Genomic DNA, 22,757 nt, shown 5'->3' with positions numbered 1-22,757 from the left:
AAGCGCCCCAAACAGGGCGTTCACCCCTGGATTCGGTACTCCTCCAGTAGCCGGCGACCAATGATCATTTTCTGGATCTCGGCGGTACCTTCACCGATCAGGAGCATCGGGGCCTCGCGGTAGAGACGCTCGATCTCGTACTCCTTGGAGAAGCCGTAGCCGCCGTGGATGCGGAAGGCGTCTTCGACGACCTCCTTGCAGTACTCGGAGGCCAGGTACTTCGCCATGCCCGCCTCGAGGTCGTTGCGCTGACCCGAGTCCTTCTTGCGAGCGGCGTTCACCATCATTGCATGGGCCGCTTCGACCTTTGTGGCCATTTCGGCCAGTTTGAACTGGATGGCCTGATGCTGGGCGATGGGCTTGCCGAAGGTGTGTCGCTGCTGGGCGTAGGAAACCCCCAGCTCGAAGGCGCGCTGCGCGACACCGCAGCCGCGCGCGGCCACATTCACGCGGCCGACCTCGACGCCGTCCATCATGTGATAGAAGCCACGTCCGGTCTCGCCGCCGAGCACCCGGTCGGCCGGGATCCGCAGGCCGTCCATGATCAGCTCGGTGGTGTCGACCCCCTTGTAGCCCATCTTGTCGATCTTGCCCGGAATGGTCAGGCCGGGCCGCACCTCGCCGAAGCCCGGCTCCTTCTCCACCAGGAAGGTCGTCATCGACTTGTGCGGCGCGGTGCCCTCCGGGTGGCCCTCGTCCGTCTTGCACAGCACCGCGACGAGGGTGGACGTGCCACCGTTGGTGAGCCACATCTTCTGGCCGTTGAGGACGTACTCGTCGCCGTCCCGCACGCCCTTGGAGGAAATCGCCGAGACGTCCGAGCCCAGTGCCGGCTCCGACATCGAGAAGGCGCCGCGGATTTCGCCCGCCGCCATCTTCGGCAGGAAGTGGTCCTTCTGCTCCTGCGTGCCGTGCTGCTTGAGCATGTACGCCACGATGAAGTGGGTGTTGATGATGCCCGAGACGCTCATCCAGCCGCGCGCGATCTCCTCGACCGTCAGCGCGTAGGTGAGCAGGGACTCCCCGAGGCCGCCGTACTCCTCGGGAATCATCAGGCCGAAGACACCGAGTTCCTTGAGGCCCTCGACGATCTGCGTGGGGTACTCGTCCCGGTGCTCCAGCTCCGTGGCGACCGGAATGATCTCCTTGTCCACGAAATCGCGGACGGTGGAGAGGATTTCCCGCTGAATGTCGGTCAGGCCCTCGGTCTGCGAAAGACGGCTCATCGCTACTTCTCCTTCTTTGCCGGAGGGGCCTGCAGCTCGGGGCGGCCGGGCTGCTCGCCGCCGCGCTCCTTGATGTAGGTCTCGGTGGGGACCATCACCTTGCGCCGGAAGACGCAGACCAGGGTGCCGTCCTGCTTGTAGCCCTTGGTCTCGACGTACACGATGCCGCGGTCCGTCTTGGACTTCGACGGCGTCTTGTCCAGCACCGTCGTCTCGCCGTAGATCGTGTCGCCGTGGAAGGTCGGCGCGACGTGCTTGAGGGACTCGATCTCCAGGTTGGCGATGGCCTTTCCGGAGACGTCCGGCACCGACATGCCCAGCAGCAGGGAGTAGATGTAATTGCCGACCACGACATTCTTTCCGAAGTCGGTGGTCTTCTCCGCGTAGTTGCTGTCCATGTGCAGCGGGTGATGGTTCATCGTCAGCAGACAGAAGAGGTGGTCGTCGTATTCCGTGACGGTTTTCCCCGGCCAGTGCTTGTAGACATCGCCGACGGTGAACTCTTCGTAGGTACGGCCGAACTGCATCGCGCTCACGCCTCCGGGGCCTCGAACTTGGACGTGCGGGTCATGCCGGCGGCCCGGCCCTTGCCGGAGATGACCAGCGCCATCTTGCGGCTCGCCTCGTCGATCATCTCGTCGCCGAGCATCGCCGAACCCTTGGCGCCGCCCGCCTCGGAGGTGTGCCACTCGTAGGCGTCCAGGATCAGCTCGGCGTGGTCGTAGTCCTCCTGGGAGGGGGAGAAGACCTCGTTCGCGGCGTCGACCTGGCCGGGGTGCAGCACCCACTTGCCGTCGAAGCCGAGCGCGGCGGCGCGGCCGGCGACCTCGCGGTACCCGTCAACATTCTTGATCTGAAGGTAGGGGCCATCGATAGCCTGCAGATCGTAGGTGCGGGCGGCCATCAGAATGCGCATCAGAATGTAGTGGTAGGCGTCGGCGCCGTAGCCGGGCGGCTGCTCGCCGACCACCAGGGACTTCATGTTGATGGAGGCCATGAAGTCGGCCGGGCCGAAGATGATGGTCTCCAGGCGCGGCGAGGCGCCGGCGATCGCGTCGACGTTCACCAGGCCCTTGGCGTTCTCGATCTGCGCCTCGATGCCGATCTTGCCGACCTCGAAGCCCATGGTCTTCTCGATCTGCGTCAGCAGCAGGTCGAGCGCGACGATCTGCTGGGCGTCCTGGACCTTCGGCAGCATGATGCAGTCGAGGTTGGGGCCCGCGCCCTCGACGACCGTGATGACGTCCCGGTACGTCCAGTGCGTGGTCCAGTCGTTGACCCGCACGACCCGCGTCTTGCCGGTCCAGTCACCGTTGTTCAGCGCGTCCACGATGGTGTGGCGGGCGCCTTCCTTGGCGAGCGGCGCGCAGGCGTCCTCCAGGTCCAGGAAGACCTGGTCGGCCGGCAGGCCCTGGGCCTTCTCCAGGAAACGGGGGTTGCTGCCGGGGACCGCGAGGCAGGAGCGGCGCGGGCGCAGACGGTTGACGGGGGTGCTCATGCGGGGACCTCCAGGGGGTCGAGCTTGTTCGCCTTCCGGATCTCGTCGACGATACGGCCGATGATCTCCGTGATACCGAAGTCCTTGGGTGTGAATACCGCCGCGACTCCGGCTTCGCGGAGGGCGGTGGCGTCGGCGGACGGGATGATCCCGCCGACGATGACCGGCATGTCGTCGACGCCGGTGCGGTGCAGCCGGGCCAGTACGTCCGGCACCAGCTCGGCGTGCGAGCCGGAGAGGATCGACAGCCCGACGCAGTGCACGTCCTCGGCGACCGCCGCCGAGACGATCTGCTCCGGCGTGAGCCGGATGCCTTGGTAGATCACCTCGAAGCCCGCGTCACGGGCCCGTACGGCGATCTGCTCGGCGCCGTTGCTGTGCCCGTCCAGGCCGGGCTTGCCGACCAGCAGGCGCAGCTTGCCGCTGCCGAGGTCCTCGGCGGTCCTGGCGACCTTCTCGCGGACGGCCGCGAGCGGGGTGCCCGTCTCGGCGGCGACCGCCACCGGCGCGCTGGAGACGCCCGTGGGGGCCCGGAACTCGCCGAACACGTCCCGCAGCGCCCAGGCCCACTCGCCGGTCGTGACGCCGGCGCGGGCGCACTCCAGGGTGGCCGCGAAGAGGTTGCCGTCGCCCGCCGCGGTCTTCTTGAGCGTCGACAGCGCCTCCTGGGCGCGTGCCTCGTCGCGGTTGTCCCGCCAGTCGTGCAGGGCCTTGACGACGCGCGCCTCGTTGGCGGGGTCGACGGTCATGATCGCGGTGTCGAGGTCCGCGGTGAGCGGGTTGGGCTCGGTCGACTCGTAGCAGTTGACGCCGACGATCTTCTCCTCGCCGGCCTCGATCCTGGCCCGCCGCTCGGCGTGCGCGGAGACCAGCTGCGACTTGAGGTAGCCGGACTCCACGGCGGCCATCGCGCCGCCCATCTCCTGGATCCGCTCGATCTCGGTCAGGCACTCGTCGACCAGGGCGTCGACCTTGGCCTCGATGACGTGCGAGCCGGCGAAGATGTCCTCGTACTCCAGCAGGTCGCTCTCATGGGCCAGCACCTGCTGGATGCGCAGCGACCACTGCTGGTCCCACGGCCGCGGCAGTCCCAGCGCCTCGTTCCAGGCGGGGAGCTGGACGGCGCGGGCGCGGGCGTCCTTGGAGAGCGTGACGGCGAGCATCTCCAGCACGATGCGCTGGACGTTGTTCTCCGGCTGCGCCTCTGTCAGGCCGAGCGAGTTGACCTGCACGCCGTAGCGGAAGCGGCGCTGCTTGTCGTTCTCGATGCCGTAGCGCTCACGCGTGATGCGGTCCCAGATGCGGCCGAAGGCGCGCATCTTGCACATCTCCTCGACGAAGCGGACGCCGGCGTTGACGAAGAAGGAGATCCGGGCGACGACATCGCCGAACTTCTCCGCCGGCACCTGCCCGGAGTCGCGTACCGCGTCCAGCACCGCGATCGCGGTGCTCATCGCGTACGCGATCTCCTGGACCGGCGTGGCGCCCGCTTCCTGCAGGTGGTAGCTGCAGATGTTGATCGGGTTCCACTTGGGGATGTGGGCCACCGTGTACGTGATCATGTCGGTGGTCAGGCGCAGGCTGGGGCCCGGCGGGAAGACGTGCGTCCCCCGCGACAGGTACTCCTTGACGATGTCGTTCTGCGTCGTCCCCGACAGCTTGGAGATGTCGGCGCCCTGCTCCTCGGCCACCACCTCGTACATCGCCAGCAGCCACATGGCCGTGGCGTTGATGGTCATCGAGGTGTTCATCTGGTCCAGCGGGATGTCCTGGAACAGCCGCCGCATGTCACCGAGATGGGACACCGGAACCCCGACCCGGCCGACCTCGCCGCGGGCGAGAATGTGGTCGGGGTCGTAACCGGTCTGCGTCGGAAGATCGAACGCGACCGACAGACCGGTCTGGCCCTTGGCGAGGTTGCGCCGGTACAGCTCGTTGGACGCCTCGGCGGTGGAGTGTCCGGCGTACGTCCGCATCAGCCACGGACGATCCTTCTGACGCTCAGTCATTTGCGACCCGTATCTTCGTGGTTCAGACGCTTCAGACGTTCCGGAACCGGTTGATGGCGTCGAGGTGCTTGGCGCGCATCTCCTCGTCGCGCACACCCATCCCCTCCTCGGGTGCCAGCGCCAGCACGCCGACCTTGCCCTGATGGAGGTTGCGGTGCACGTCGTAGGCGGCCTGGCCGGTTTCTTCGAGAGTGTACGTACGCGACAGGGTCGGGTGGATCTTGCCCTTTGCGATCAGTCGGTTGGCCTCCCACGCCTCGCGGTAGTTGGCGAAGTGCGAGCCGACGATCCGCTTCAGCGACATCCACAGGTAGCGGTTGTCGTACTCGTGGTTGTAGCCGGAGGTCGAGGCACAGGTCACGATGGTGCCGCCCTTGCGGGTGACGTACACGGACGCGCCGAAGGTCTCCCGGCCGGGGTGCTCGAAGACGATGTCCACGTCCTCGCCGCCGGTCAGCTCGCGGATGCGCTTGCCGAAGCGCTTCCACTCGCGCGGGTCCTGGTTGTGCTCGTCCTTCCAGAACTTGTAGCCCTCGGCGTTGCGGTCGATGATCGCCTCGGCGCCCATCTTCCGGCAGATCTCCGCCTTCTGGTCGCTGGAGACCACGCAGATCGGGTTGGCGCCGCCGGCCAGCGCGAACTGGGTGGCGTAGCTGCCGAGGCCGCCGCTGGCGCCCCAGATCAGGACGTTGTCGCCCTGCTTCATCCCGGCGCCGTTGCGGGAGACCAGCTGGCGGTACGCGGTCGAGTTGACCAGACCGGGCGACGCCGCCTCCTCCCAGCTCAGGTGCTGGGGCTTGGGCATCAGCTGGTTGGACTTGACCAGAGCGATCTCGGCGAGGCCGCCGAAGTTCGTCTCGAAGCCCCAGATCCGCTGCTCGGGGTCGAGCATCGTGTCGTTGTGGCCGTCGGAGGACTCCAGCTCCACGGACAGGCAGTGCGCGACGACCTCGTCACCCGGGCCCCAGGCGTTGACGCCCGGGCCGGTGCGCAGCACGACACCGGCGAGGTCGGAGCCGATGACGTGATACGGCAGGTCGTGGCGCTTGGTGAGCGGGGAGAGGCGGCCGTAGCGCTCCAGGAACCCGAACGTCGACACCGGCTCGAAGATCGAGGTCCACACGGAGTTGTAGTTGACGGAGGAGGCCATCACGGCCACCAGCGCCTCACCGGGGCCGAGCTCGGGCACCGGCACGTCTTCGACGTGCAGCGACTTGCGGGGGTCCTTCTCCTTGGACGGCACGCCGGTGAACATCTCGGCCTCGTCCTTGTGCACGGTCACCGCGCGGTAGGACTCGGGGATGGTCAGCGCGGCGAAGTCGTCGCTGGTGGTGTCGGTCGCGAGGATTGCGTCCAGGATTTCGTTCACGGTGTGCCTCCGGCGAGTGTGATCTCCCCTGCTCGGGGATCCACCTGCTCGGCGGGAGGCCGAGAGCGTGGGGCGGATCCGGGAGCTCGGGGAAGCGTTGAGGGAAACGCTTGGGTGGAACGTCGGGGGTGGTGCGGAGGTGGTGCCGTCGGTTCGGCCGGGTGGCTCCGTTTCCTCGGCTCCCGCGGTTGTCGCGGGGCGTCGGTCGCGGCGCCTGGCAGCGCTGGGTGAGCGCGGGGTCGCCTGGTGACGCAGGCATCCGGGCGAGCAGCCACGGGTGGCTTGCTGGGACAGCCGGCGCACGAAGGTGCACTGCGCGCCGGCCGCCCGGACACACTCAACGTATGACACCGCGTGCCACTCGACAAGACACTGAGTGCCAGCAATTTCTCTCAGATGTCATCCGGCGGGCACGCATGAGCAACAGAGGCTGCCTTGTGGGGGGTATTCCTCACTCTTCGCGTCGTCGTGCATGCGTTGGGTGGGCATGGGTGGGTTAGCCCATGCGGGTCGCGATGGAGTGGATTCGGCTCGGCGAGGGATGCGGCCGGCGCGCCCGGCCGGAGAAGGGCGCGAGCGGGCTCTCGGGAGGCGCCGCGGGTCTTGCGAGGGGCCGCGGGGGTCCGGCAGCGGCCGTGGGGCGGTGGTGCGGGCCGTCCCGGCCCGCGTCGCTCGCGTTCTCCCCCGTGGTGAAGAACGCGAGCGGATCGGGTGCGTCAGCGCGTCACCGGATCAGTGCTCAGTTGCGGTCCTTGATGGCCTTGCGGATGGTGCGCATGACCTCGTCCAGCGGGGCGTCGGTCCGCGCCACCGCGACCAGGACCTCGCCCTCCCGCGAGACGGCCGCCGGAGGGCTCTCGCCGGCCGAGGTGCGGCCCGCGCCGATGCCCGAGCCGAACGTCTCCCGGACGATCTCGAAGGCGTGGTCGAGCTGGGCCTCCACATCGCCCTCGGCGCCCGCCCGCAGCCAGCGCCGCAGCACGTGGTTGTGCGCGGTGACCACCGCGGACGCGGCGACCTCGGCGAGCAGCGGATCGTCGTCGCCCTCGCGGTGCGCGCCCTCGTCGAAGTGGCCCAGGAGGTAGCGGGTGAACAGCCGCTCGTAGCGGGCCACCGAGGCGATCTCCGCCTCGCGAAGGGTGGGCACCTCGCGGGTGAGGCGGTAGCGGGCGACGGCCACGGCCGGGGAGGCCGCGTACATCCGCATGACTTCCTTGATGCCGCGGCAGACCGTGTCGAGCGGGTGCTCGTGCTGCGGGGCGGCGTCCAGGACGGCCTCGGCACGTACGAGGGTGTCGTCGTGGTCGGGGAAGATCGCCTCTTCCTTGGAGCGGAAGTGGCGGAAGAAGGTGCGGCGGGCGACGCCCGCGGCGGCCGCGATCTCGTCGACCGTCGTCGCCTCGTAGCCCTTGGTCGCGAACAGTTCCATCGCCGCAGCGGACAATTCGCGGCGCATTTTCAGCCGTTGGGCGGCTGCGCGGCGGGTGCCGGGAGTGCTGGTCTCGGGTGTGTCGGTCGATGGCGTGCGAGCGGGCTGGGACATGTGGGGACGGTACTGCATGTTTACGCGGCCTGCGGCATCGGCTGCCGTCCGCGCCCCCCTGACCTGGGGCGGGCCGCCGGATGGTGCCAGCAGCCCGCCCCACGTTCCCCCGTCTTTCGACCGGGGATGTCCCCACCCGTCAGCGCCGGGCGTACTCACGGAAGCCGCGGCCGGTCTTGCGGCCGAGGCAGCCCGCGGCGACGAGGTGCTCCAGCAGTGGCGCCGGGGCCAGCCCGGGGTCGCGGAACTCCGCGTGCAGCACCTTCTCGATGGCCAGCGAGACGTCGAGCCCGACGACGTCCAGGAGCTCGAAGGGTCCCATCGGGTACCCGCCGCCGAGCTTCATCGCCGCGTCGATGTCGTCCAGGGTCGCGTAGTGCTCCTGGACCATCTTGATCGCGTTGTTGAGGTACGGGAACAGCAGCGCGTTCACGATGAATCCGGCACGGTCGCCGCAGTCCACCGGGTGCTTGCGGACCTTCGTGCAGACCGCCCGCACCGTGGCGTGCACGTCATCCGCGGTCAGGACCGTGCGCACGACCTCCACCAGCTTCATCGCGGGCGCCGGGTTGAAGAAGTGCATCCCGATGACGTCCTGCGGCCGCGAGGTGGCGCGGGCACAGGCCACCACAGGCAGCGAGGAGGTGGTGGTGGCGAGGACGGCGCCCGGCTTGCAGACCTTGTCCAGCGTGCCGAACAGCTGCTGCTTGACCTCCAGGTCCTCGGCGACCGCCTCGACGGCGAGATCGACGTCCGCGAAGGCGTCGAGCGAACCGGCCGGGGTGATCGCCGCCAGGGCGGCGTCCCGGGCCTCCGGGGCGAGCCGGCCCTTGTCCACCGAGCGGCCCAGCGACTTGGTGATCCTCGCCTTGGCCTTCTCCGCCTTCTCCAGGCTGCGGGCGGCCAGCACGACCTCGAAGCCCGCCTTCGCGAACACCTCGGCGATGCCGCTCGCCATGGTTCCGGAGCCGGCCACGCCGACGCTGCGCACGCTCCGGCCGGCCGCTGCCTCGTCGGCGGCCTCGGGGGTCTCCGCGTCCGGCACGACCTCGCCGCTGCCCGGCTCGGCGTAGCTGTAGAAGCCGCGGCCCGCCTTGCGGCCGGTCAGCCCGGCCTCGGCCAGCTGCCCCAGGATGGGCGCCGGGGCGTGCAGCCGGTCGCGGGAATCGGCGTACATCGCCTCCAGGACCGTCCGCGCGGTGTCCACGCCGATCAGGTCGAGCAGCGCCAGCGGGCCCATCGGCAGCCCGCAGCCGAGCCGCATCGCGGCGTCGATGTCCTCGCGGGTGGCGTACTTGGACTCGTACATCGCGGCGGCCTGGTTGAGGTAGCCGAACAGCAGGCCGTCGGCGACGAATCCCGGGCGGTCGCCGACCGCGATGGGGTTCTTGCCCAGGTCGCGGGCCAGCTCGGTGACGGCGGCGACCGCGGTCGGCGCGGTGAGCACCGAGGACACCACCTCGACCAGCTTCATCGCCGGCGCGGGGTTGAAGAAGTGCACGCCGAGCACCCGCTCGGGGCGCAGGGAGTCGGCGGCCAGCCGGGTCACCGACAGCGCGTTGGTGCCGGTGGCCAGGATGGCCTCCGGACGCACGATGTCGTCCAGCGCGGTGATCACCTGGCGCTTGAGCTCGTAGTCCTCCGGCACCACCTCGATGACGAGGTCGGCGTCCGCGGCGGCCTGCAGGTCCGAGAAGGTGCGGAAGCGGGCGAGGACGTCCTGCCGCTCGCGCTCGGTGATCCGCTCGCGCTCGACGCCGCGGGCGGTGGAGGCCGCGAGGGAGGCGACGGCGTGCCGGGCCGCGGCTTCGTCGGTGTCGATGCCGATGACCTCGCGGCCGGCCCGGGTGAGCACCTCGGCGATACCGGTGCCCATGGTGCCGAGACCGACGACGGCCACGGTGGAAAGGGACGAGGGGGAGACTTCAGTTGAGAGGTCCGGTGTGGACTGAGGGCCCATCGCGAGACTCCAGAGAGTGTTCCCCTGAGGCAGGGGAGAGGTGACGACTGAGGGGTTGAGTCCGCGAGCGCGGGCAGCAAGGCGCAACGGCGGGAGGCGGCGGTGGGCCGCGGGGCCGCAGCACTGTGGGCAGCGCCGGCGGGAAGGGAGATCGGGCAAGCCCTGTCCCGGGGCCGTGCCGTGTTCTCCGTACAGGTGTCGTGCTGTGCGGTGCCGAACCGATGTCACTCATGGCGGCTGCGTCACCAGGCCGCCCGAGCAGGGGTGCCGCTCGTCCCAGCAGGTTAACCCGTGGGTAACCGGAGCGCCAGGGGTAGTCGGGGTCATTAGGCTGTGGCGCAGGCCACGTCGCACGGACCGGGGCGGCCCGGCGGGAGGGGAGCGACAAATGGAAGAGGAATTCCACGAGTTGACGGACCGGGTGCGGGCCGAACTCCGCTCCCCACAGGATCTGGTCGCCTACGAGCGGCTGCTGGGGCTGGCCCGCAAGAACACCCCCGCCGCCCGGGAGGAGCTGGCCAGGGTGCTGGTCGTGGTCGAACGCCCCCTGTGGGCCAGGGAGATCGCCGCCTTCGTGCTCGGCTGCGCGGGCGACAAGCGCGCCTTCGAGACGCTGGTGCTGCTGCTGAACTACCGCGATCCGGTGCGCTGCGCCACCGCCGCCCACGCCCTGGGGCGGCTCGGCGACCCCCGTACCGCCCGTGCGGCCGCCGCCCTGGCCACCAATCCGCTGCGCACCGCGTACGCCCTGCATCCCGTGCGGCTGCTGGCCGAGCTGCGTGCGCCGCAGTCGGTACCCGCGTTGGTCGCGACGCTGGAGCGGCTGCTCACCCCGCACAACCCGTACTGGCGGGTGGCGCTCGCCTGCGTCGAGGGCCTCGGTGCGCTGGGCGACCGGCGGGCCGTCCCCACCCTCGCGGCCGCCGCCGGACATCCGCGGCTGGCGGCCGCCGCGGCGGCGTCGCTGGCGCGGCTGGGGGTCCAGGAGGACGCGGCGCCCGCCGGGCCGGGCGACGCAGGCGGCGGGGACGGCCGGATTCACGCCCCCCGGAGGGGCGACGGCGAAGCGGTGCCCGGCGGCCCGGCGGACGGCGGGCCGGCCGCCGACGGGCGCCGGTAGCGCAGCTCGGGGACGCTCCTGCCTCCGACCTCGTACGCCTCCTCCGAACCGTCCGGCACGAATCCGGCCCGTTCGTAGAAGCGCCGGGCGCGCGTATTGCCGCGGACCACCCACAGATACAGGGTGCCGAAACCGGCGGCGCGGGCCCGGTCCACGGCCGCGGTCAGCAGGCTGCGTCCCACCCCGGTGCCGATCAGGGCCGGCGAGACGTAGAGGGCGAGGAGTTCCCCCGCCGGCACGCCCCCGGTCAACGCGCCCTCGGGCGGGGCGATATCGGAATCACGGGCGGGCCCGACACAGGCCCAGCCGACGACCTCGCCGTCCCGCTCCGCCACCAGGTCGGACACCTCCGGCGGCCGTCGCCCGAACCACGAGCGCCGCCGCTCGGCGTCGGCCGCCACGCTCATGGCGTCCAGATACGCCTGCGGCATCAGCCCGCGGTAGGCCGCCTGCCAGCCCCGTACCCGGACCGCCGAGACGGTGTCGATGTCCGCCTCGGTCATCTCGCGTATCCGTACCCCGTCCGGCGGCCGCGCCGGCATCCGCTCCACAGACCCCGTCATGTCCGAGAGCGTAGGAGGCGGGTCAAGGGCTTTTCCGTGCTCCGCCAGGGCGGCACTTGACCTTGCCCCAGGGGTCAGGGTTCGACACTCCCGGCATGGACAGCACCTCGCAGGCCGCGCCCGACGCGACCCGAACCCAGCGCAGAGTCGTCATCGTCACGGGTGCCGGCACCGGCATCGGACGCGCCACCGCCCGCGCCTTCGCCGACGGGGGAGCGTGCGTGCTGGCGGTCGGCCGCCGGGCCGCGCCGCTGGCCGAGACCGCGGCGAACGGCACCGGGGACGGCGAGATCGTTCCGTACGCCGCCGACATCACCGCGGACGGCGCGCCCGAGGAGATCGTGCGCCACGCCGTCGAGACCTATGGGCGGCTGGACGTGCTGGTCAACAACGCCGCGGTGGTGGGCAGCGGGTCCCTCGGCGCCTACCGCAAGGAGGGGTTGGCCCCGCTCCTGGCGACGAACCTCGTCGCGCCGGTCCTGCTGACCCAGGCCGCCGTGCCGCACCTGGAGCGGACCGGTGGCGTGGTGGTCAACATCAGCACCTCGGTCGGCCAACGGGGCTGGCCCGGCAACGCGGTCTACGCCGCCACCAAGACCGGCCTCGAACTCCTCACCCGCAGCTGGGCGGTGGAGCTGGCACCGCGCGGCGTACGGGTGGTGGCGGTCGCCCCCGGAGCGATCGAGACCCCGATCGCACTCCACCAGGGCTGGTCGGCCGAGCAGCGGGCGGCGGTCCGCGACTGGCAGATCGCGCACACGCCCATGGGGCGGGTGGGCCGTCCCGAGGAGGTCGCCTGGGCAATCACCGGGCTGGCCGCGCCGTCCGCGTCGTTCGTGACCGGGGTGGTCCTTCCGGTCGACGGGGGAGCGGTGGTCGGCTGAGCGGGCGGCCGGCCACGACCGGCGACGGCAGGACGCCGCCACGACCCGCCACCTCCCTGGTAGAAACGGTGCCGGAGGGGAGGTGGTCGGGTTGCGGATCGGGGAACTGGCCCGGATCACGGGTGCGTCGCCGCGGGCGCTGCGCCGGTACGAGGACGACGGCCTGATCCGGTCGGAGCGGGCGGCGAACGGCTATCGCGTCTACGACGGCCGCGCGGCCGTCCGCGTGCGGAACATCCGGCACCTGCTGGCGGCCGGGCTCACCCTCGCCGACGTCCACTGCTTCGCCACCTGCCTGGACGGTGACATGGCCACCGCCCCGCCCTCGGCCGAGGGACTGCGGATCGCCCGCGACCGGCTCGCCGTCATCGACGCGCGGATCGCCGCCCAGACCGAGGCGCGCGATCGTCTGGCGCGCGCCCTGGACGCCGCCCCGACCGCATCGGCGTAGGCCCGGCGGACGCCCGGAGAGCGGCCAACGGCGCTCAGAGCAGGGTCAGTTGGGTCGGCCCCGCCGCATGCTCATCCCCGCCGGCCGGCTCCGGCGGCGGAATGCGACGGGCTTCACCGGAGCGGGCGGGGCCGATGCCGTACTCCGTGGCGAGTTCGTGGACCTGGCGGGTGATCCGGCGCTGATACCACTTCGGGGCGTACGAGCCGCCCGCGTACATCCGCTCGTAGCGCGGCACCAGCCGGGGGTGGTGGTGACCCAGCCACTCCATGAACCACTCCCGGGCGCCGGGCCGCAGATGGAGCACGAGCGGGGTGACGGAGCCGGCGCCCGACTCCGCGATGGCCCGGACCGTGGCGCGCAGCTGGTCCGGCGCGTCGCCGAGGAAGGGGATCACCGGCGCCATCAGCACGCCGCACGGAATGCCGTGTGCGGTGAGCGTGCGCACCACGTCGAGGCGGCGCTCAGGGGCGGGTGTGCCGGGCTCGACCGTGCGCCACAGCTCGCGGTCGACGAAGCCGACGGAGACCGAGATGCCGACGTCGGTGACCTCGGCGGCCTGCCGCAGCAGTTCGAGGTCGCGCAGGATCAGCGTGCCCTTGGTGAGGATCGAGAAGGGGTTGGCATGGTCGCGCAGCGCGCCGATGATGCCGGGCATCAGGCGGTAGCGGCCCTCTGCGCGCTGGTAGCAGTCGACATTGGTGCCCATGGCTATGTGCTCGCCGCGCCAGCGGCGCGCGGTCAGCTCGCGGCGCAGCAGGTCCGGGGCGTTGACCTTCACCACGATCTGGGAGTCGAAGCCGAGCCCGGTGTCCAGGTCGAGGTAGCTGTGGGTCTTGCGGGCGAAGCAGTAGACGCAGGCGTGCGAGCAGCCCCGGTAGGGGTTCACCGTCCATTCGAACGGCATCCGGGAGGCTCCCGGCACGCGGTTCACGATCGAGCGGGCCCGCACTTCATGGAAGGTGATCCCACGGAATTCGGGGCTGTCGATCGTCCGGCTGACGATGTCCGTGCCGAACAGCGCGGACGGGCTGTCGCCCAGATTGTCCCAGCGCATCGGGCCTCCTCCTGAGTCCTGCCGAGCCCCCGTACCCATATTAGAACAGGTGTTCCCTTCAGGGTCCGCCGACCCGGAATTTGGGCGTGCCGCCCGGTGGTGGTTGGCTTGGCGGCGCACCGCAGGACCGGCAGCCGATACTGGAGGAAGACACACATGGGTCAGGTCGAGGCCACCACGCAGCGCGAGATCGCGGCGGACCCGGAGGACGTGTTCGACGCGCTCGCCGACTACAACGGCACGCGCCGGCAGCTGCTGCCCGAGCACTTCAGCGAGTACGAGGTCCGCGAGGGTGGCGACGGCAAGGGCACCGTCGTCCACTGGAAGCTCCAGGCGACGAGCAAGCGGGTGCGCGACTGCCTGCTGGAGGTCGACGAGCCGACCGACGGCCAGCTCGTGGAGAAGGACCGCAATTCCTCCATGGTGACCACCTGGGTCGTCACCCCGGCCGGCGAGAAGCGCGCCCAGGTCGTCGTGACCACCACCTGGCAGGGCGCCGGCGGTGTCGGCGGCTTCTTCGAGAGGACGTTCGCACCCAAGGGCCTTGGCCGGATCTATGACGCGATTCTCGCCAATCTCGCCACCCACATGGAGAAGTGAGCGTCACGCCGGCCGCTCCGTCACCCTTTCGGGGTTTCGGCCTGCTCACCGGTTCGGGTGGTTTCCGATGCGCCAGGGTGTCCTGACCGCGTCAGGCCCGTTCGGCAGAAACCCCTGATGGGGGCCCAATAGGCGCCCCGGGCAACGTACTTGGTGCCCGTCCCGCCCCGCACGCTCCGATTCGCCGCGCTTGATCCCTGTTGTCGCCCGATGCGAGAAATGGGCGGCGGCAGCAGGCGTGACGAGGGGAGCAGTACGTGGGCGGGACCACCCTGACCGAGCGGGACGAGCGGGCCGATCCGCCCGCCTCCGAGACCCCGGCGGACGCGGTGCGCGAACGGGATCCCGATACCGGGGAGATCGCGGCACGGGCGCACGCCCCGGCCCGCGCGGACGCCGCACCGGCCGCGACGGGCGACGCATCCGCGGCGCCTGCCCCCGGCGGCGCCGCGGTCCAACTCAGCCCCCGCCGGGTGCGGTTGGTCTTCGTCGGCCTGATGCTGACGCTGCTGCTCGCGGCGCTCGACCAGACCATCGTCGCCACCGCCCTGCCGAAGGTCGTCGGCGAACTGCACGGTCTGGACAAGATGTCCTGGGCGGTGACGTCCTACCTGCTGGCCTCGACCATCGGCCTGCCCCTCTACGGCAAGCTCGGCGACCTCTTCGGCCGCAAGCCCATCTTCGTCTTCGCGATCCTCGTCTTCATCGTCGGATCGGCGCTGGCCGGCTGGTCGCGCTCGATGGACGAACTGATCGTCTTCCGCGCCGTCCAGGGCGTCGGCGGCGGCGGTCTCATGATCGGCGTCCAGGCGATCATGGCCGATGTCGTACCGCCCCGGGAGCGCGGCCGCTACATGGGCCTGATCGGCGCCGCCTTCGGACTGGCCTCCGTCGCCGGGCCGCTGCTCGGCGGCTTCTTCACCGACCACGCCTCCTGGCGCTGGTGCTTCTACATCAACGTCCCGTTCGGCGCCCTGACGCTCCTCGTCATCGCCGTCGTCCTGAAGCTGCCCAAGCCCGTCGGCCGGCCCAAACTGGACATCGCCGGTGCGCTGCTGCTCGCAGCCTTCTCCACCTGCCTTGTGCTGCTGACCAGTTGGGGAGGTACGCAGTACGCGTGGGGCTCCCGGGTGGTCCTCGGGCTCGGCGCCGGCGCGCTCGCCTCGGCTCTGCTCTTCCTCGTCGTCGAGCGCTTCGCCGCCGAACCGCTCATCCCGCTACGGCTGTTCCGCGACTCGATCTTCAACCTCACCGGACTGATCGGCGCGGTCGTCGGCGTCGCGCTCTTCGGGGCCGCGAGCTATCTGCCGACCTTCCTCCAGATGGTCGACGGCGCGACCGCCACCGAGTCGGGGCTGCTGATGCTGCCGATGATGGGCGGCGTGGTGATCGCCTCGATCGTCTCCGGCCAGCTCATCAGCCGCACCGGTCACTACAAGGTCTTTCCGCTCCTCGGCTGTGCGGTGGCCGCGGAGGGCATGTGGCTGCTGTCGCGGATGGAGGAGGACACCTCGCGGGGCGTCTACAGCCTCTGGATGGGCATCCTGGGCCTCGGCATCGGCTTCGTCATGCCGGTGCTCGTACTGGCCGTGCAGAATTCCGCGCGCCCCGCCGACCTCGGCACCGCGACCAGCGCCAACAACTACTTCCGGCAGATCGGCGGCAGCGTCGGCGCGGCCGTCTTCGGCACCCTCTTCGCCAACCGGCTCGCGGACGGGCTCGGCCGCGAACTGCCGCGCAACGCGCGGCTGCCCGACCCCGAGTCGATCACCCCGCAACTGGTGCACGAGCTGCCGGCCGCGCTGCGTGAGGGCTACATCACCGCATACGCGCAGGCCATGCCGCGGATCTTCCTCTACCTCGTGCCGGTGCTCGTCCTCGGCTTCCTGCTCGCCCTCTTCCTGAAAGAGAAACCCCTGGTGTCCCACGCCCCGCAGACCTCGCAGGCCCCCTACGCCGACCCGGACGCCCCCGCCGTGCCGCCGGCGCGTTCCGCCCCGGGGGCCGATTCGGCCCACGCCTCCGGCGGGTACGGCCCCGCGCCGGACTCCTACGGCTCGGCGACCACCTACACGCACGCCAACGCCTACGCCGCGACCGGGCAGCCCCCGGCGATGGCCGGCATCCCGGTGTGCGGCACCGTCCAACACCACGACGGCACCATCGTCCCGCGCGCCGCGCTCACGCTCATCGACGTCGCGGGCCGGCAGATCGGCCGCGGCGCCACCGGTGAGGACGGGCGGTACGCGCTGAGCACGCCGGGCGCGGGGGCGTACGTCCTGATCGCCGCGGCGGGCGGGCATCAGCCGCAGGCGGTCAGCGTCACCGTCGGCGAGCGGCCGGTCGACCTGGACGTCGTCCTCGGCGGTGCCGGCCGCCTCGCCGGCACCGTGACCACGGGCGACGGCACTCCGGTACGCGACGCCATGGTGACCCTCACCGATGTGCGCGGCGAGGTGGTGGCCGGCACCCGCAGCGGACGCGAAGGCGGTTACGTCATCGGGGAGTTGGTGGCCGGGGAGTACACCCTCGCCTCCAGCGCCCCGGCCTTCCGGCCCGCGGCCCTGCCGGTGACCGTCCAGGCTTCCCGCGAGACCCGCCAGGACATCGAACTCGCCGGCGGCGCGGTGCTGCGCGGCACGGTACGCGCCGGCGGCGGCCGGCCGGTCGAGGACGCCCGGGTCACGCTGCTGGACGCGGCGGGCAACGTCGTCGACACCGCGACGACGGGCCCCGACGGACTCTTCCGTTTCGTGGATCTCTCGGCCGGTGAGTACACCGTCATCGCCGCCGGATACCCGCCGGTCGCCACCGTCCTGCAGGTCGCGGGCGGCGGACGCACCGAGCGCGACCTGCAGTTGGGGCACGAGGACTGACGTATCGCCCCGGGCGCGGAGGAATGCCCGTGCCCGGGGTGTGCCCGGCCGGCGGTCTCGCGCCCGGCCGGTCAGGTGGTGAAAGCTCGCCCGTGGTGGGCGAGTTCGGCGTGTGGATCGCCGCCGCCGGTGCGGGCGGGGTCGGGATGGATGAGTGCCCCGGCCAGCCGGGGGACGGCGTGCAGCAGGGCGTGCTCGGCGGCCACGGCGACGTGATGGGCGGCGGCCAGCGGCAGTGTGCCGTCGATGACGACCGCGGCCTCGGCCCGCAGCCGGTGGCCTATCCACCGCATCCGCAACTCGCCCACCGCCAGCACACCCGGGACCTGACGCAGGGTCTGCTCGGCGGTGTCGACCAGGGCGGGATCCACCGCGTCCATGAGGCGGCGGAAGACCTCCTTGGCCGCGCAGCCGAGAACCAGCAGGATCGCGCCGGTGATGAGCAGGCCGACGACCGGGTCGGCCAGGCGCCAGCCGATGGCGGCCCCGCCCGCGCCCAGCAGTACGGCCAGTGAGGTGAAGCCGTCGGTGCGGGCGTGCAGCCCGTCGGCGACCAGCGCGGCCGAGCCGATCCTGCGGCCGGTGCGGATGCGGTAGCGCGCCACCCCTTCGTTGCCGAGGAAGCCGATCACCGCGGCGACGGCGACGGCCGGGAGGTGGCCGATCTCGCGCGGGTGCAGCAGGCGGTCGATCGCGGTCCAGGCCGTGAACACCGCGGACGCGGCGATGGTCAGGAGGATGACCAGGCCCGCGAGGTCCTCGGCCCGGCCGAATCCGTAGGTGAACCGACGCGTCGCGGTCCGCCGCCCCAGCAGGAACGCGATGCCCAGGGGCACGGCGGTCAGTGCGTCCGCCGCGTTGTGCACGGTGTCGCCGAGCAGCGCCACCGATCCGGACAGCGTCACGACCAGCGCCTGCGCCACGGTGGTCAGGCCCAGGACGACGAGGGAGATCCACAGGGTGCGCATGCCCTCGGCCGAGGTCTCCAGGGCGGCGTCGACCTTGTCGGACGCCTCGTGGCTGTGCGGCGTGACCAGGTGCCGGAGCTGGTGGGACCAGCGTGACCAGCGGCCCCGCACGGGAGCGTGCTCCCCGTGCGGGGTGCCGTGCCCGTGCCGGTGCTCGTGGGGTCCATGGGAGTGAGGGGCGGCCCCGCCGTAGTGGTGTCCGTCGGCGGCGAGGCGGCCGTTCGCCTCGCCGGACGGGTGCTTCTCCGGTACGTCGTGCAGGTCACTCGCGTCGTTCACAGCAGCTCCCACCTTCCGCTCCAGGGGCGCCGGTGGTGGACACCGGCCCGCTCCTCGGACCATTATGTGCGTATGAGCGCACGCATGCACCTATCAGATGCGCACGGTCCGCAAGAGCGAGACGAAGGCGCTCGGCTGGCCGTGGCCGCCGAGGTGCTGGGCCTGCTCGCCGACCGCACCCGGCTGGCCCTCCTGCGGCGCCTCGCGGAGGGGGAGGCGGATGTGAGCACGCTCACCGAGGCGTGCGGAGCGGCGCGCCCTTCCGTCAGCCAGCACCTCGGCCGGCTCCGCCTGGCCGGTCTGGTGACCCACCGCAAGGAAGGCCGTCGGGTCGTCTACGCCCTGCGCCACGGGCATCTGCGCCGCCTGGTGGAGGAGGCGCTGAGCGTCGCCGACCATCAGCTGGGCCACCTCCCGCCGCACGACTGAGCCACCGGCCGCGCGGGCCGCTGTGCAGGGCTTCCCACCTCGGCCTTCCCCTGTCGGGGTTGGCGAATGTCACAGCCCAACAGGCCGGGCAAAACGGACATTTCTACCTCGTTTTCGGGGGTGTTCGCGAAGCGGCCGCGTAGGGTCGTCGGTGGCGATGAACGCAGCCGTGAGCCCGGAGCAGATCGAGGCCGGCCCGCGTTCAGCGACTTCCGAGGCCCTGCACAGGCGCCCGGATCGATCGGTCCGCCGCACCCCACTTCGCGGAACACCGCGCGACGAAGCGCGATGAAGTGCGGCGCGAAGGCGGCAGAGGACGGCAGGTACGGCGCGCAACGCCGGCCCGTCACCGGTCGCGCGAGGCCCGCACCGGACCTGGCGACACCCCTCGGGACGGAAACGGACGGATCATGCACGCATCACGGATGAGCCGCGGCACGCGCCGCGGGCTGGCCGCGCTGGTGGCTGCCGCCGCCCTGCTCGCGGCCCTCGGCACCGTCTTCACCATGACGCGCTCCTCGGCCGCCCCGGCCCCGGCCGCACCGACCACCGCCAGTGCCACGGTGGGCGGCGCGAAGGTCGAGTGCACGTCGAAGAAGCCGGGCCTGGCGCCCGAACTCTCCCGGGACATCGCCCACGCCCTGCACGGGCGGCAGGGCGCGGCGGCGCTGGCCGTCTACGACCGGGACACCGGCACCACCTGCGACTACCAGGCCGGCACCGCCTTCGACTCCGCGAGCGTGGTGAAGGTCACGGTGCTCGGCGCGCTGCTCCGGCAGGCCGACGAGGAGCACCGCAAGCTCACGCCCAAGGAGGTGGAGCTGGCCACCGCCATGATCACCAAGTCGGACAACGAGGCCACCTCCGCGCTCTGGCGGCAGATCGGGGAGGACGGGATCAACCGGTTCCTTTCCCTGGCCGGAATGCGGCACACCGTCCCCGGCGCCGACGGAGCCTGGGGCCTCACCCAGGTCACCGCGAGCGACGAGCTCAAGCTGATGGAACTGCTCACCCGGAAGAACACGGTGCTCAGCGCGCACGCCCGCGGCTTCGCGCTCGACCTCATGGAGCGGGTCGCCCCCGACCAGCGCTGGGGCACGCCCGCCGGAGTGCCCGGCGGCACCACGACGCATGTGAAGAACGGCTGGCTGCCGCGCGAGGACAACGGCTGGCGGGTGCACAGTGTCGGCGCCTTCACCGGCGGTGGGCACGACTACGGCATGGCCGTCCTCTCGCAGGGAAACCGCACCATGGACTACGGCGTCGACACCGTGGAGGAAGCCGCCGAGGTCATCCACCGGGATCTGGCCGAGGCCGGCTGACCGGACGCCCGGGTGCGGCCCGGGCCCTGTACCTCTACTGCCTCGGCAGGCGACGGCCTCGACGCGAATCCGCAGGCCGCCATCTCCTCGGCGCCCTGCTCGCGCGGCGCTTCAGGTGATGGCCGGCTGTGTGGCGCGCGCGAGTTCACGGCGCCGACGCATGAAGGGACGGGGGCGGTTCAGGGCGAGGACCGCGGTGGTGGCCCCGTCGCGCTCGTAACAGGCGAGGAAGCTGCGGTCGTCGGGCGAGCCCTCGACGATCCGGGGTATGTCGCCCGGCAGCCGCCGGCCGGCGAACTGGATGCGGACGCCGTACTGGTCGGACCAGAAGTAGGGCAGGCCGCCGTGGGTGGCCACGGTGCTTCCCGCGAGGAGGTTCCGCGCGGCGATGGCGGCCTGTTCCGTCGCGCTGGTCCAGTGCTCTGCGCGCGAGCCGCCCACCCGGGCGACATCGCCGACGGCCACGATGTGCGGGACCGCGGTCACACAGCCCTCGTCGCACTGCACCCCGTCGTCGAGCGACAGCCCGGACCCTTCCAGCCAGCCGGTGTTGGGCCGCACCCCGATGCCCACGACGACCACATCGGCGAGGAGCATCCGGCCGTCGCGCAGTTCGACGCCGGCCACCCGGTCGGTGCCGCCGCCGTGCAGGCCCGCCACGCCGGTGCCGGTCAGGAGGGTGACGCCGTGGTCCGCGTGCAGGGCGGAGCAGATCAGCGCCATCTCGTCGCCGAGCTGGGGGACGAGGGGGAGCGGGGCCGCCTCGACCACGGTGACGTCATGCCCCAACGTGGCGCAGGACGAGGCCACTTCTGCCCCGATGAAGCCACCGCCGATCACCACGACCCGGGCCGGGCCGCGGCCCAGATCGTCGCGCAGTGCCTGGGCGTCGTCCAGGGTGCGCAGCGTGTGCACCCCGCTGCGCGCGGGGCCCGGCAGGCGGCGCGGTGTGGCGCCGGTGGCGACGACCACGCCGTCGGCCGCCAGCCGCCGGCCGCTTTCCAGGGCCACGGTGCGCCCGCCGGTGTCGAGCCCGGTGGCGCGGGTGCCCAGCAGCCACTCGGCGTCGAGTTCGGCGACCTCTTCGGCGTCGGCCAGGGCGAGTTGGTCCGGGCTCGCGGCGCCGGTGAGGAAGTTTTTGGACAGCGGCGGCCGGTCGTAGGGGCGGTGGTGCTCGTCCCCCACGATCGTCAGGCGCCCGTCGAACCCCTGTGAGCGCAGCGCCCGCGCGGCGTACAGTCCCGCCAGCGAGGCGCCGATGACTGCGATCGCTTTCATGCGGCAGTGCCCTCCTCGGCTGCGTGGTGGACGTAGACCATGCCGTCTTCCACCGTGACGGGATGGGTGCGCACGGCCCGCCGCGCCGGCAGGCAGGTGGGTGCTCCGGTGCGCAGGTCGAAGGACGCGGCGTGCAGCGGGCATTCGACCAGGCATCCCTCCAGCCAGCCGTCGGCGAGCGAGGCGTCCTGGTGGGTGCAGGTGTCGTCGATGGCGTACAGCTCACCGTCGGCGTTGAAGACGGCGATCGGAGGTGCGGTGTCGAGACGAACGGACTCGCCGGCGGGCAGTTCGGCCAGGTGGCAGACGGGAATCACGGAGCCCCCCTGTTACTGTTCGGTATAGTCGAGTTTCTTAATACGCACGGCACGTCGCTATGCGCAACAGAATCCAGATGGGGAGCCCGCGCGTCAAGCGCTCCCCTCAATGTCGGCCCGATCGGGCCGCCAGGTGGTGAGATCGCAGATGACCGACAAGGCGGAGGCAGGGGCGGCGGAGAAGCCGCCCAGGGGGCCGGCCGGCGGAGTGCAGTCGGTGGACCGGGCCGTGACCGTGCTGGAGATCCTGGCCCGGCACGGCGATGTCGGGGTGACCGAGGTCGCCGAGGAGCTGGGCGTCCACAAGTCCACGGCGTTCCGGCTGCTGGGCGTCCTGGAGAATCGCGGGCTGGTCGCCCAGGAGCAGGAGCGCGGCAAGTACTACCTCGGAGCCGGGGTGTTGCGCCTGGCCGGCGCGGCGGCCGTGCGGCTGGACATCTCCCAGGAGGGCGCGGCGCTGTGCCGGATGCTCGCCGACGAGCTGGGGGAGACGGTCAACATCGCGGTGCTCGACCACAACGCCGCGGTCAACATCATGCAGGCACGCGGCCCGGCCTCGGTCACCGCGCAGAACTGGCTCGGCAGGCGCACACCGCTGCACGCCACCTCCAGCGGCAAGGCGCTGCTCGCGTACCAGCCGGCCCCGGTCCAGGACATGGTCCTGGCGCGGAAGCTCCCGCGGCTGACGGAGCGGACGATCACCTCGGCGCCGGCGTTGCGCGAGCAGCTGGCGGAGGTGGTGCGGAAGGGCTTCGCGGTGGCCGCCGAGGAACTCGAACTGGGCCTGCACGCCGTCGCGGCCCCGGTGCGGGCGCACGACGGCGCGGTGATCGGGGCGATCAGTGTGTCGATCCCGGTCTACCGGCTGGACGAGGAACGGCTTCCCGAAGTGGCCGAGCGCACCGTCGAGGCGGCCCGGGAGCTCTCGCGGCGGATGGGGTACGCCTGTTGACCTCCGTGCGAGCGGGGAAGGGTGCGGGGCCGGAGCGATCCGGCCCCGCTTTCGTG

20 protein-coding genes are annotated in these 22,757 nt (G+C 71.4%); 8 read left to right on the top strand and 12 right to left on the bottom strand.

Translation table 11 applies throughout. The features are described from left to right. Positions 1 to 20 precede the first annotated feature (20 nt). From QOM21_RS07765 to QOM21_RS07735, 7 genes are all read right to left on the bottom strand, one after another. Positions 21 to 1,226: an acyl-CoA dehydrogenase family protein gene (locus QOM21_RS07765; protein WP_393891777.1), complete on the bottom strand. Its 1,206-nt coding sequence runs from the start codon at positions 1,224 to 1,226 to the stop codon at positions 21 to 23. Between the two features lie 2 nt (positions 1,227 to 1,228). Beyond that, on the bottom strand, positions 1,229 to 1,753 hold the full coding sequence (locus tag QOM21_RS07760; protein ID WP_407555604.1) for a MaoC family dehydratase: 525 nt from the start codon (positions 1,751 to 1,753) through the stop codon (positions 1,229 to 1,231). 5 nt (positions 1,754 to 1,758) lie between these two features. After that, a complete protein-coding gene (locus tag QOM21_RS07755; RefSeq protein ID WP_407549005.1) occupies positions 1,759 to 2,724 on the bottom strand; it encodes an HpcH/HpaI aldolase/citrate lyase family protein in 966 nt (321 codons plus the stop codon). Further along, positions 2,721 to 4,733: a protein meaA gene (locus tag QOM21_RS07750; protein WP_407549004.1), complete on the bottom strand. Its 2,013-nt coding sequence runs from the start codon at positions 4,731 to 4,733 to the stop codon at positions 2,721 to 2,723. The genes QOM21_RS07755 and QOM21_RS07750 overlap by 4 nt, the downstream gene beginning before the upstream one ends. A 31-nt stretch (positions 4,734 to 4,764) precedes the next feature. Beyond that, positions 4,765 to 6,102: a crotonyl-CoA carboxylase/reductase gene (gene ccrA / locus QOM21_RS07745; protein ID WP_407549003.1), complete on the bottom strand. Its 1,338-nt coding sequence runs from the start codon at positions 6,100 to 6,102 to the stop codon at positions 4,765 to 4,767. A gap of 739 nt (positions 6,103 to 6,841) precedes the next feature. Continuing rightward, complete coding sequence (locus QOM21_RS07740) at positions 6,842 to 7,645, bottom strand: TetR family transcriptional regulator (protein WP_407549002.1); 804 nt, start codon at positions 7,643 to 7,645, stop codon at positions 6,842 to 6,844. A gap of 139 nt (positions 7,646 to 7,784) precedes the next feature. Further along, on the bottom strand, positions 7,785 to 9,605 hold the full coding sequence (locus tag QOM21_RS07735; RefSeq protein WP_407549001.1) for a 3-hydroxyacyl-CoA dehydrogenase family protein: 1,821 nt from the start codon (positions 9,603 to 9,605) through the stop codon (positions 7,785 to 7,787). Between the two features lie 388 nt (positions 9,606 to 9,993). On the opposite strand from QOM21_RS07735, the gene QOM21_RS07730 reads away from it, so the two are divergent. Then, positions 9,994 to 10,725 (top strand): HEAT repeat domain-containing protein, encoded by a 732-nt coding sequence (locus tag QOM21_RS07730; protein WP_407549000.1) that lies wholly within the window; start codon positions 9,994 to 9,996, stop codon positions 10,723 to 10,725. Here QOM21_RS07730 and QOM21_RS07725 read toward each other — a convergent pair. Further along, complete coding sequence (locus tag QOM21_RS07725; protein ID WP_407555603.1) at positions 10,644 to 11,228, bottom strand: GNAT family N-acetyltransferase; 585 nt, start codon at positions 11,226 to 11,228, stop codon at positions 10,644 to 10,646. The two genes, QOM21_RS07730 and QOM21_RS07725, sit on opposite strands and share 82 nt — an antisense overlap. 155 nt (positions 11,229 to 11,383) lie before the next feature. On the opposite strand from QOM21_RS07725, the gene QOM21_RS07720 reads away from it, so the two are divergent. Together QOM21_RS07720 and QOM21_RS07715 are read left to right on the top strand one after the other, a co-directional pair. After that, positions 11,384 to 12,172, top strand: a complete 789-nt coding sequence (locus QOM21_RS07720) for an SDR family NAD(P)-dependent oxidoreductase (protein WP_407548999.1) — start codon at positions 11,384 to 11,386, stop codon at positions 12,170 to 12,172. A 91-nt stretch (positions 12,173 to 12,263) separates the two neighbouring features. Then, the gene (locus tag QOM21_RS07715; RefSeq protein ID WP_407548998.1) at positions 12,264 to 12,623 is read left to right on the top strand and encodes a MerR family transcriptional regulator; all 360 of its coding nucleotides are present in this window, start codon (positions 12,264 to 12,266) and stop codon (positions 12,621 to 12,623) included. 34 nt (positions 12,624 to 12,657) lie between these two features. Here the strand turns inward: QOM21_RS07715 and QOM21_RS07710 are convergent, their stop codons facing one another. Next, positions 12,658 to 13,680, bottom strand: a complete 1,023-nt coding sequence (locus QOM21_RS07710; RefSeq protein WP_407548997.1) for an Rv2578c family radical SAM protein — start codon at positions 13,678 to 13,680, stop codon at positions 12,658 to 12,660. Positions 13,681 to 13,836: 156 nt separating this feature from the next. Here QOM21_RS07710 and QOM21_RS07705 point away from each other — a divergent pair, with 156 nt between their 5' ends. Together QOM21_RS07705 and QOM21_RS07700 are read left to right on the top strand one after the other, a co-directional pair. Next, the gene (locus tag QOM21_RS07705) at positions 13,837 to 14,280 is read left to right on the top strand and encodes an SRPBCC family protein (protein WP_393891767.1); all 444 of its coding nucleotides are present in this window, start codon (positions 13,837 to 13,839) and stop codon (positions 14,278 to 14,280) included. A gap of 257 nt (positions 14,281 to 14,537) precedes the next feature. Beyond that, positions 14,538 to 17,156 (top strand): MFS transporter, encoded by a 2,619-nt coding sequence (locus QOM21_RS07700; RefSeq protein ID WP_407548996.1) that lies wholly within the window; start codon positions 14,538 to 14,540, stop codon positions 17,154 to 17,156. 71 nt (positions 17,157 to 17,227) lie between these two features. On the opposite strand, the gene QOM21_RS07695 is transcribed toward QOM21_RS07700, so the two are convergent. Beyond that, on the bottom strand, positions 17,228 to 18,403 hold the full coding sequence (locus QOM21_RS07695) for a cation diffusion facilitator family transporter (protein WP_407548995.1): 1,176 nt from the start codon (positions 18,401 to 18,403) through the stop codon (positions 17,228 to 17,230). A gap of 72 nt (positions 18,404 to 18,475) precedes the next feature. Between QOM21_RS07695 and QOM21_RS07690 the strand changes: the two genes are divergently transcribed. Beyond that, positions 18,476 to 18,832 (top strand): ArsR/SmtB family transcription factor, encoded by a 357-nt coding sequence (locus QOM21_RS07690; protein ID WP_407548994.1) that lies wholly within the window; start codon positions 18,476 to 18,478, stop codon positions 18,830 to 18,832. Positions 18,833 to 19,257: 425 nt separating this feature from the next. After that, complete coding sequence (locus QOM21_RS07685) at positions 19,258 to 20,154, top strand: serine hydrolase (RefSeq protein ID WP_407548993.1); 897 nt, start codon at positions 19,258 to 19,260, stop codon at positions 20,152 to 20,154. Positions 20,155 to 20,265: 111 nt separating this feature from the next. Here the strand turns inward: QOM21_RS07685 and QOM21_RS07680 are convergent, their stop codons facing one another. Then, a complete protein-coding gene (locus tag QOM21_RS07680) occupies positions 20,266 to 21,432 on the bottom strand; it encodes an NAD(P)/FAD-dependent oxidoreductase (RefSeq protein ID WP_407548992.1) in 1,167 nt (388 codons plus the stop codon). Continuing rightward, positions 21,429 to 21,749: a bifunctional 3-phenylpropionate/cinnamic acid dioxygenase ferredoxin subunit gene (locus QOM21_RS07675; protein ID WP_407548991.1), complete on the bottom strand. Its 321-nt coding sequence runs from the start codon at positions 21,747 to 21,749 to the stop codon at positions 21,429 to 21,431. Before QOM21_RS07675 ends, QOM21_RS07680 begins: the two co-directional genes overlap by 4 nt. Positions 21,750 to 21,897: 148 nt before the next feature. Between QOM21_RS07675 and QOM21_RS07670 the strand changes: the two genes are divergently transcribed. Then, the gene (locus QOM21_RS07670; RefSeq protein WP_407548990.1) at positions 21,898 to 22,701 is read left to right on the top strand and encodes an IclR family transcriptional regulator; all 804 of its coding nucleotides are present in this window, start codon (positions 21,898 to 21,900) and stop codon (positions 22,699 to 22,701) included. Positions 22,702 to 22,757: the final 56 nt, after the last annotated feature.

Source organism: Streptomyces sp. Pv4-95 (genome assembly GCF_045782725.1).
GTDB lineage: Bacteria > Actinomycetota > Actinomycetes > Streptomycetales > Streptomycetaceae > Streptomyces.
Note: the sequence above shows the minus strand (reverse complement) of the source record. Positions and strands in the feature narration are given on the sequence as shown.

What these genes read in the sequence shown, in the direction of transcription:
- QOM21_RS07670 (WP_407548990.1), top strand. Translation starts at nt 21,898, where the DNA reads ATGACCGACAAGGCGGAGGCAGGGGCGGCGGAGAAGCCGCCCAGGGGG.
- QOM21_RS07685 (WP_407548993.1), top strand. Translation starts at nt 19,258, where the DNA reads ATGAGCCGCGGCACGCGCCGCGGGCTGGCCGCGCTGGTGGCTGCCGCC.
- QOM21_RS07740 (WP_407549002.1), bottom strand. Translation starts at nt 7,645, where the DNA reads ATGTCCCAGCCCGCTCGCACGCCATCGACCGACACACCCGAGACCAGC.
- QOM21_RS07720 (WP_407548999.1), top strand. Translation starts at nt 11,384, where the DNA reads ATGGACAGCACCTCGCAGGCCGCGCCCGACGCGACCCGAACCCAGCGC.
- QOM21_RS07735 (WP_407549001.1), bottom strand. Translation starts at nt 9,605, where the DNA reads ATGGGCCCTCAGTCCACACCGGACCTCTCAACTGAAGTCTCCCCCTCG.
- QOM21_RS07725 (WP_407555603.1), bottom strand. Translation starts at nt 11,228, where the DNA reads ATGACCGAGGCGGACATCGACACCGTCTCGGCGGTCCGGGTACGGGGC.
- QOM21_RS07690 (WP_407548994.1), top strand. Translation starts at nt 18,476, where the DNA reads ATGAGCGCACGCATGCACCTATCAGATGCGCACGGTCCGCAAGAGCGA.
- QOM21_RS07755 (WP_407549005.1), bottom strand. Translation starts at nt 2,724, where the DNA reads ATGAGCACCCCCGTCAACCGTCTGCGCCCGCGCCGCTCCTGCCTCGCG.
- QOM21_RS07760 (WP_407555604.1), bottom strand. Translation starts at nt 1,753, where the DNA reads ATGCAGTTCGGCCGTACCTACGAAGAGTTCACCGTCGGCGATGTCTAC.
- QOM21_RS07750 (WP_407549004.1), bottom strand. Translation starts at nt 4,733, where the DNA reads ATGACTGAGCGTCAGAAGGATCGTCCGTGGCTGATGCGGACGTACGCC.
- QOM21_RS07680 (WP_407548992.1), bottom strand. Translation starts at nt 21,432, where the DNA reads ATGAAAGCGATCGCAGTCATCGGCGCCTCGCTGGCGGGACTGTACGCC.
- QOM21_RS07705 (WP_393891767.1), top strand. Translation starts at nt 13,837, where the DNA reads ATGGGTCAGGTCGAGGCCACCACGCAGCGCGAGATCGCGGCGGACCCG.
- QOM21_RS07710 (WP_407548997.1), bottom strand. Translation starts at nt 13,680, where the DNA reads ATGCGCTGGGACAATCTGGGCGACAGCCCGTCCGCGCTGTTCGGCACG.
- QOM21_RS07730 (WP_407549000.1), top strand. Translation starts at nt 9,994, where the DNA reads ATGGAAGAGGAATTCCACGAGTTGACGGACCGGGTGCGGGCCGAACTC.
- QOM21_RS07765 (WP_393891777.1), bottom strand. Translation starts at nt 1,226, where the DNA reads ATGAGCCGTCTTTCGCAGACCGAGGGCCTGACCGACATTCAGCGGGAA.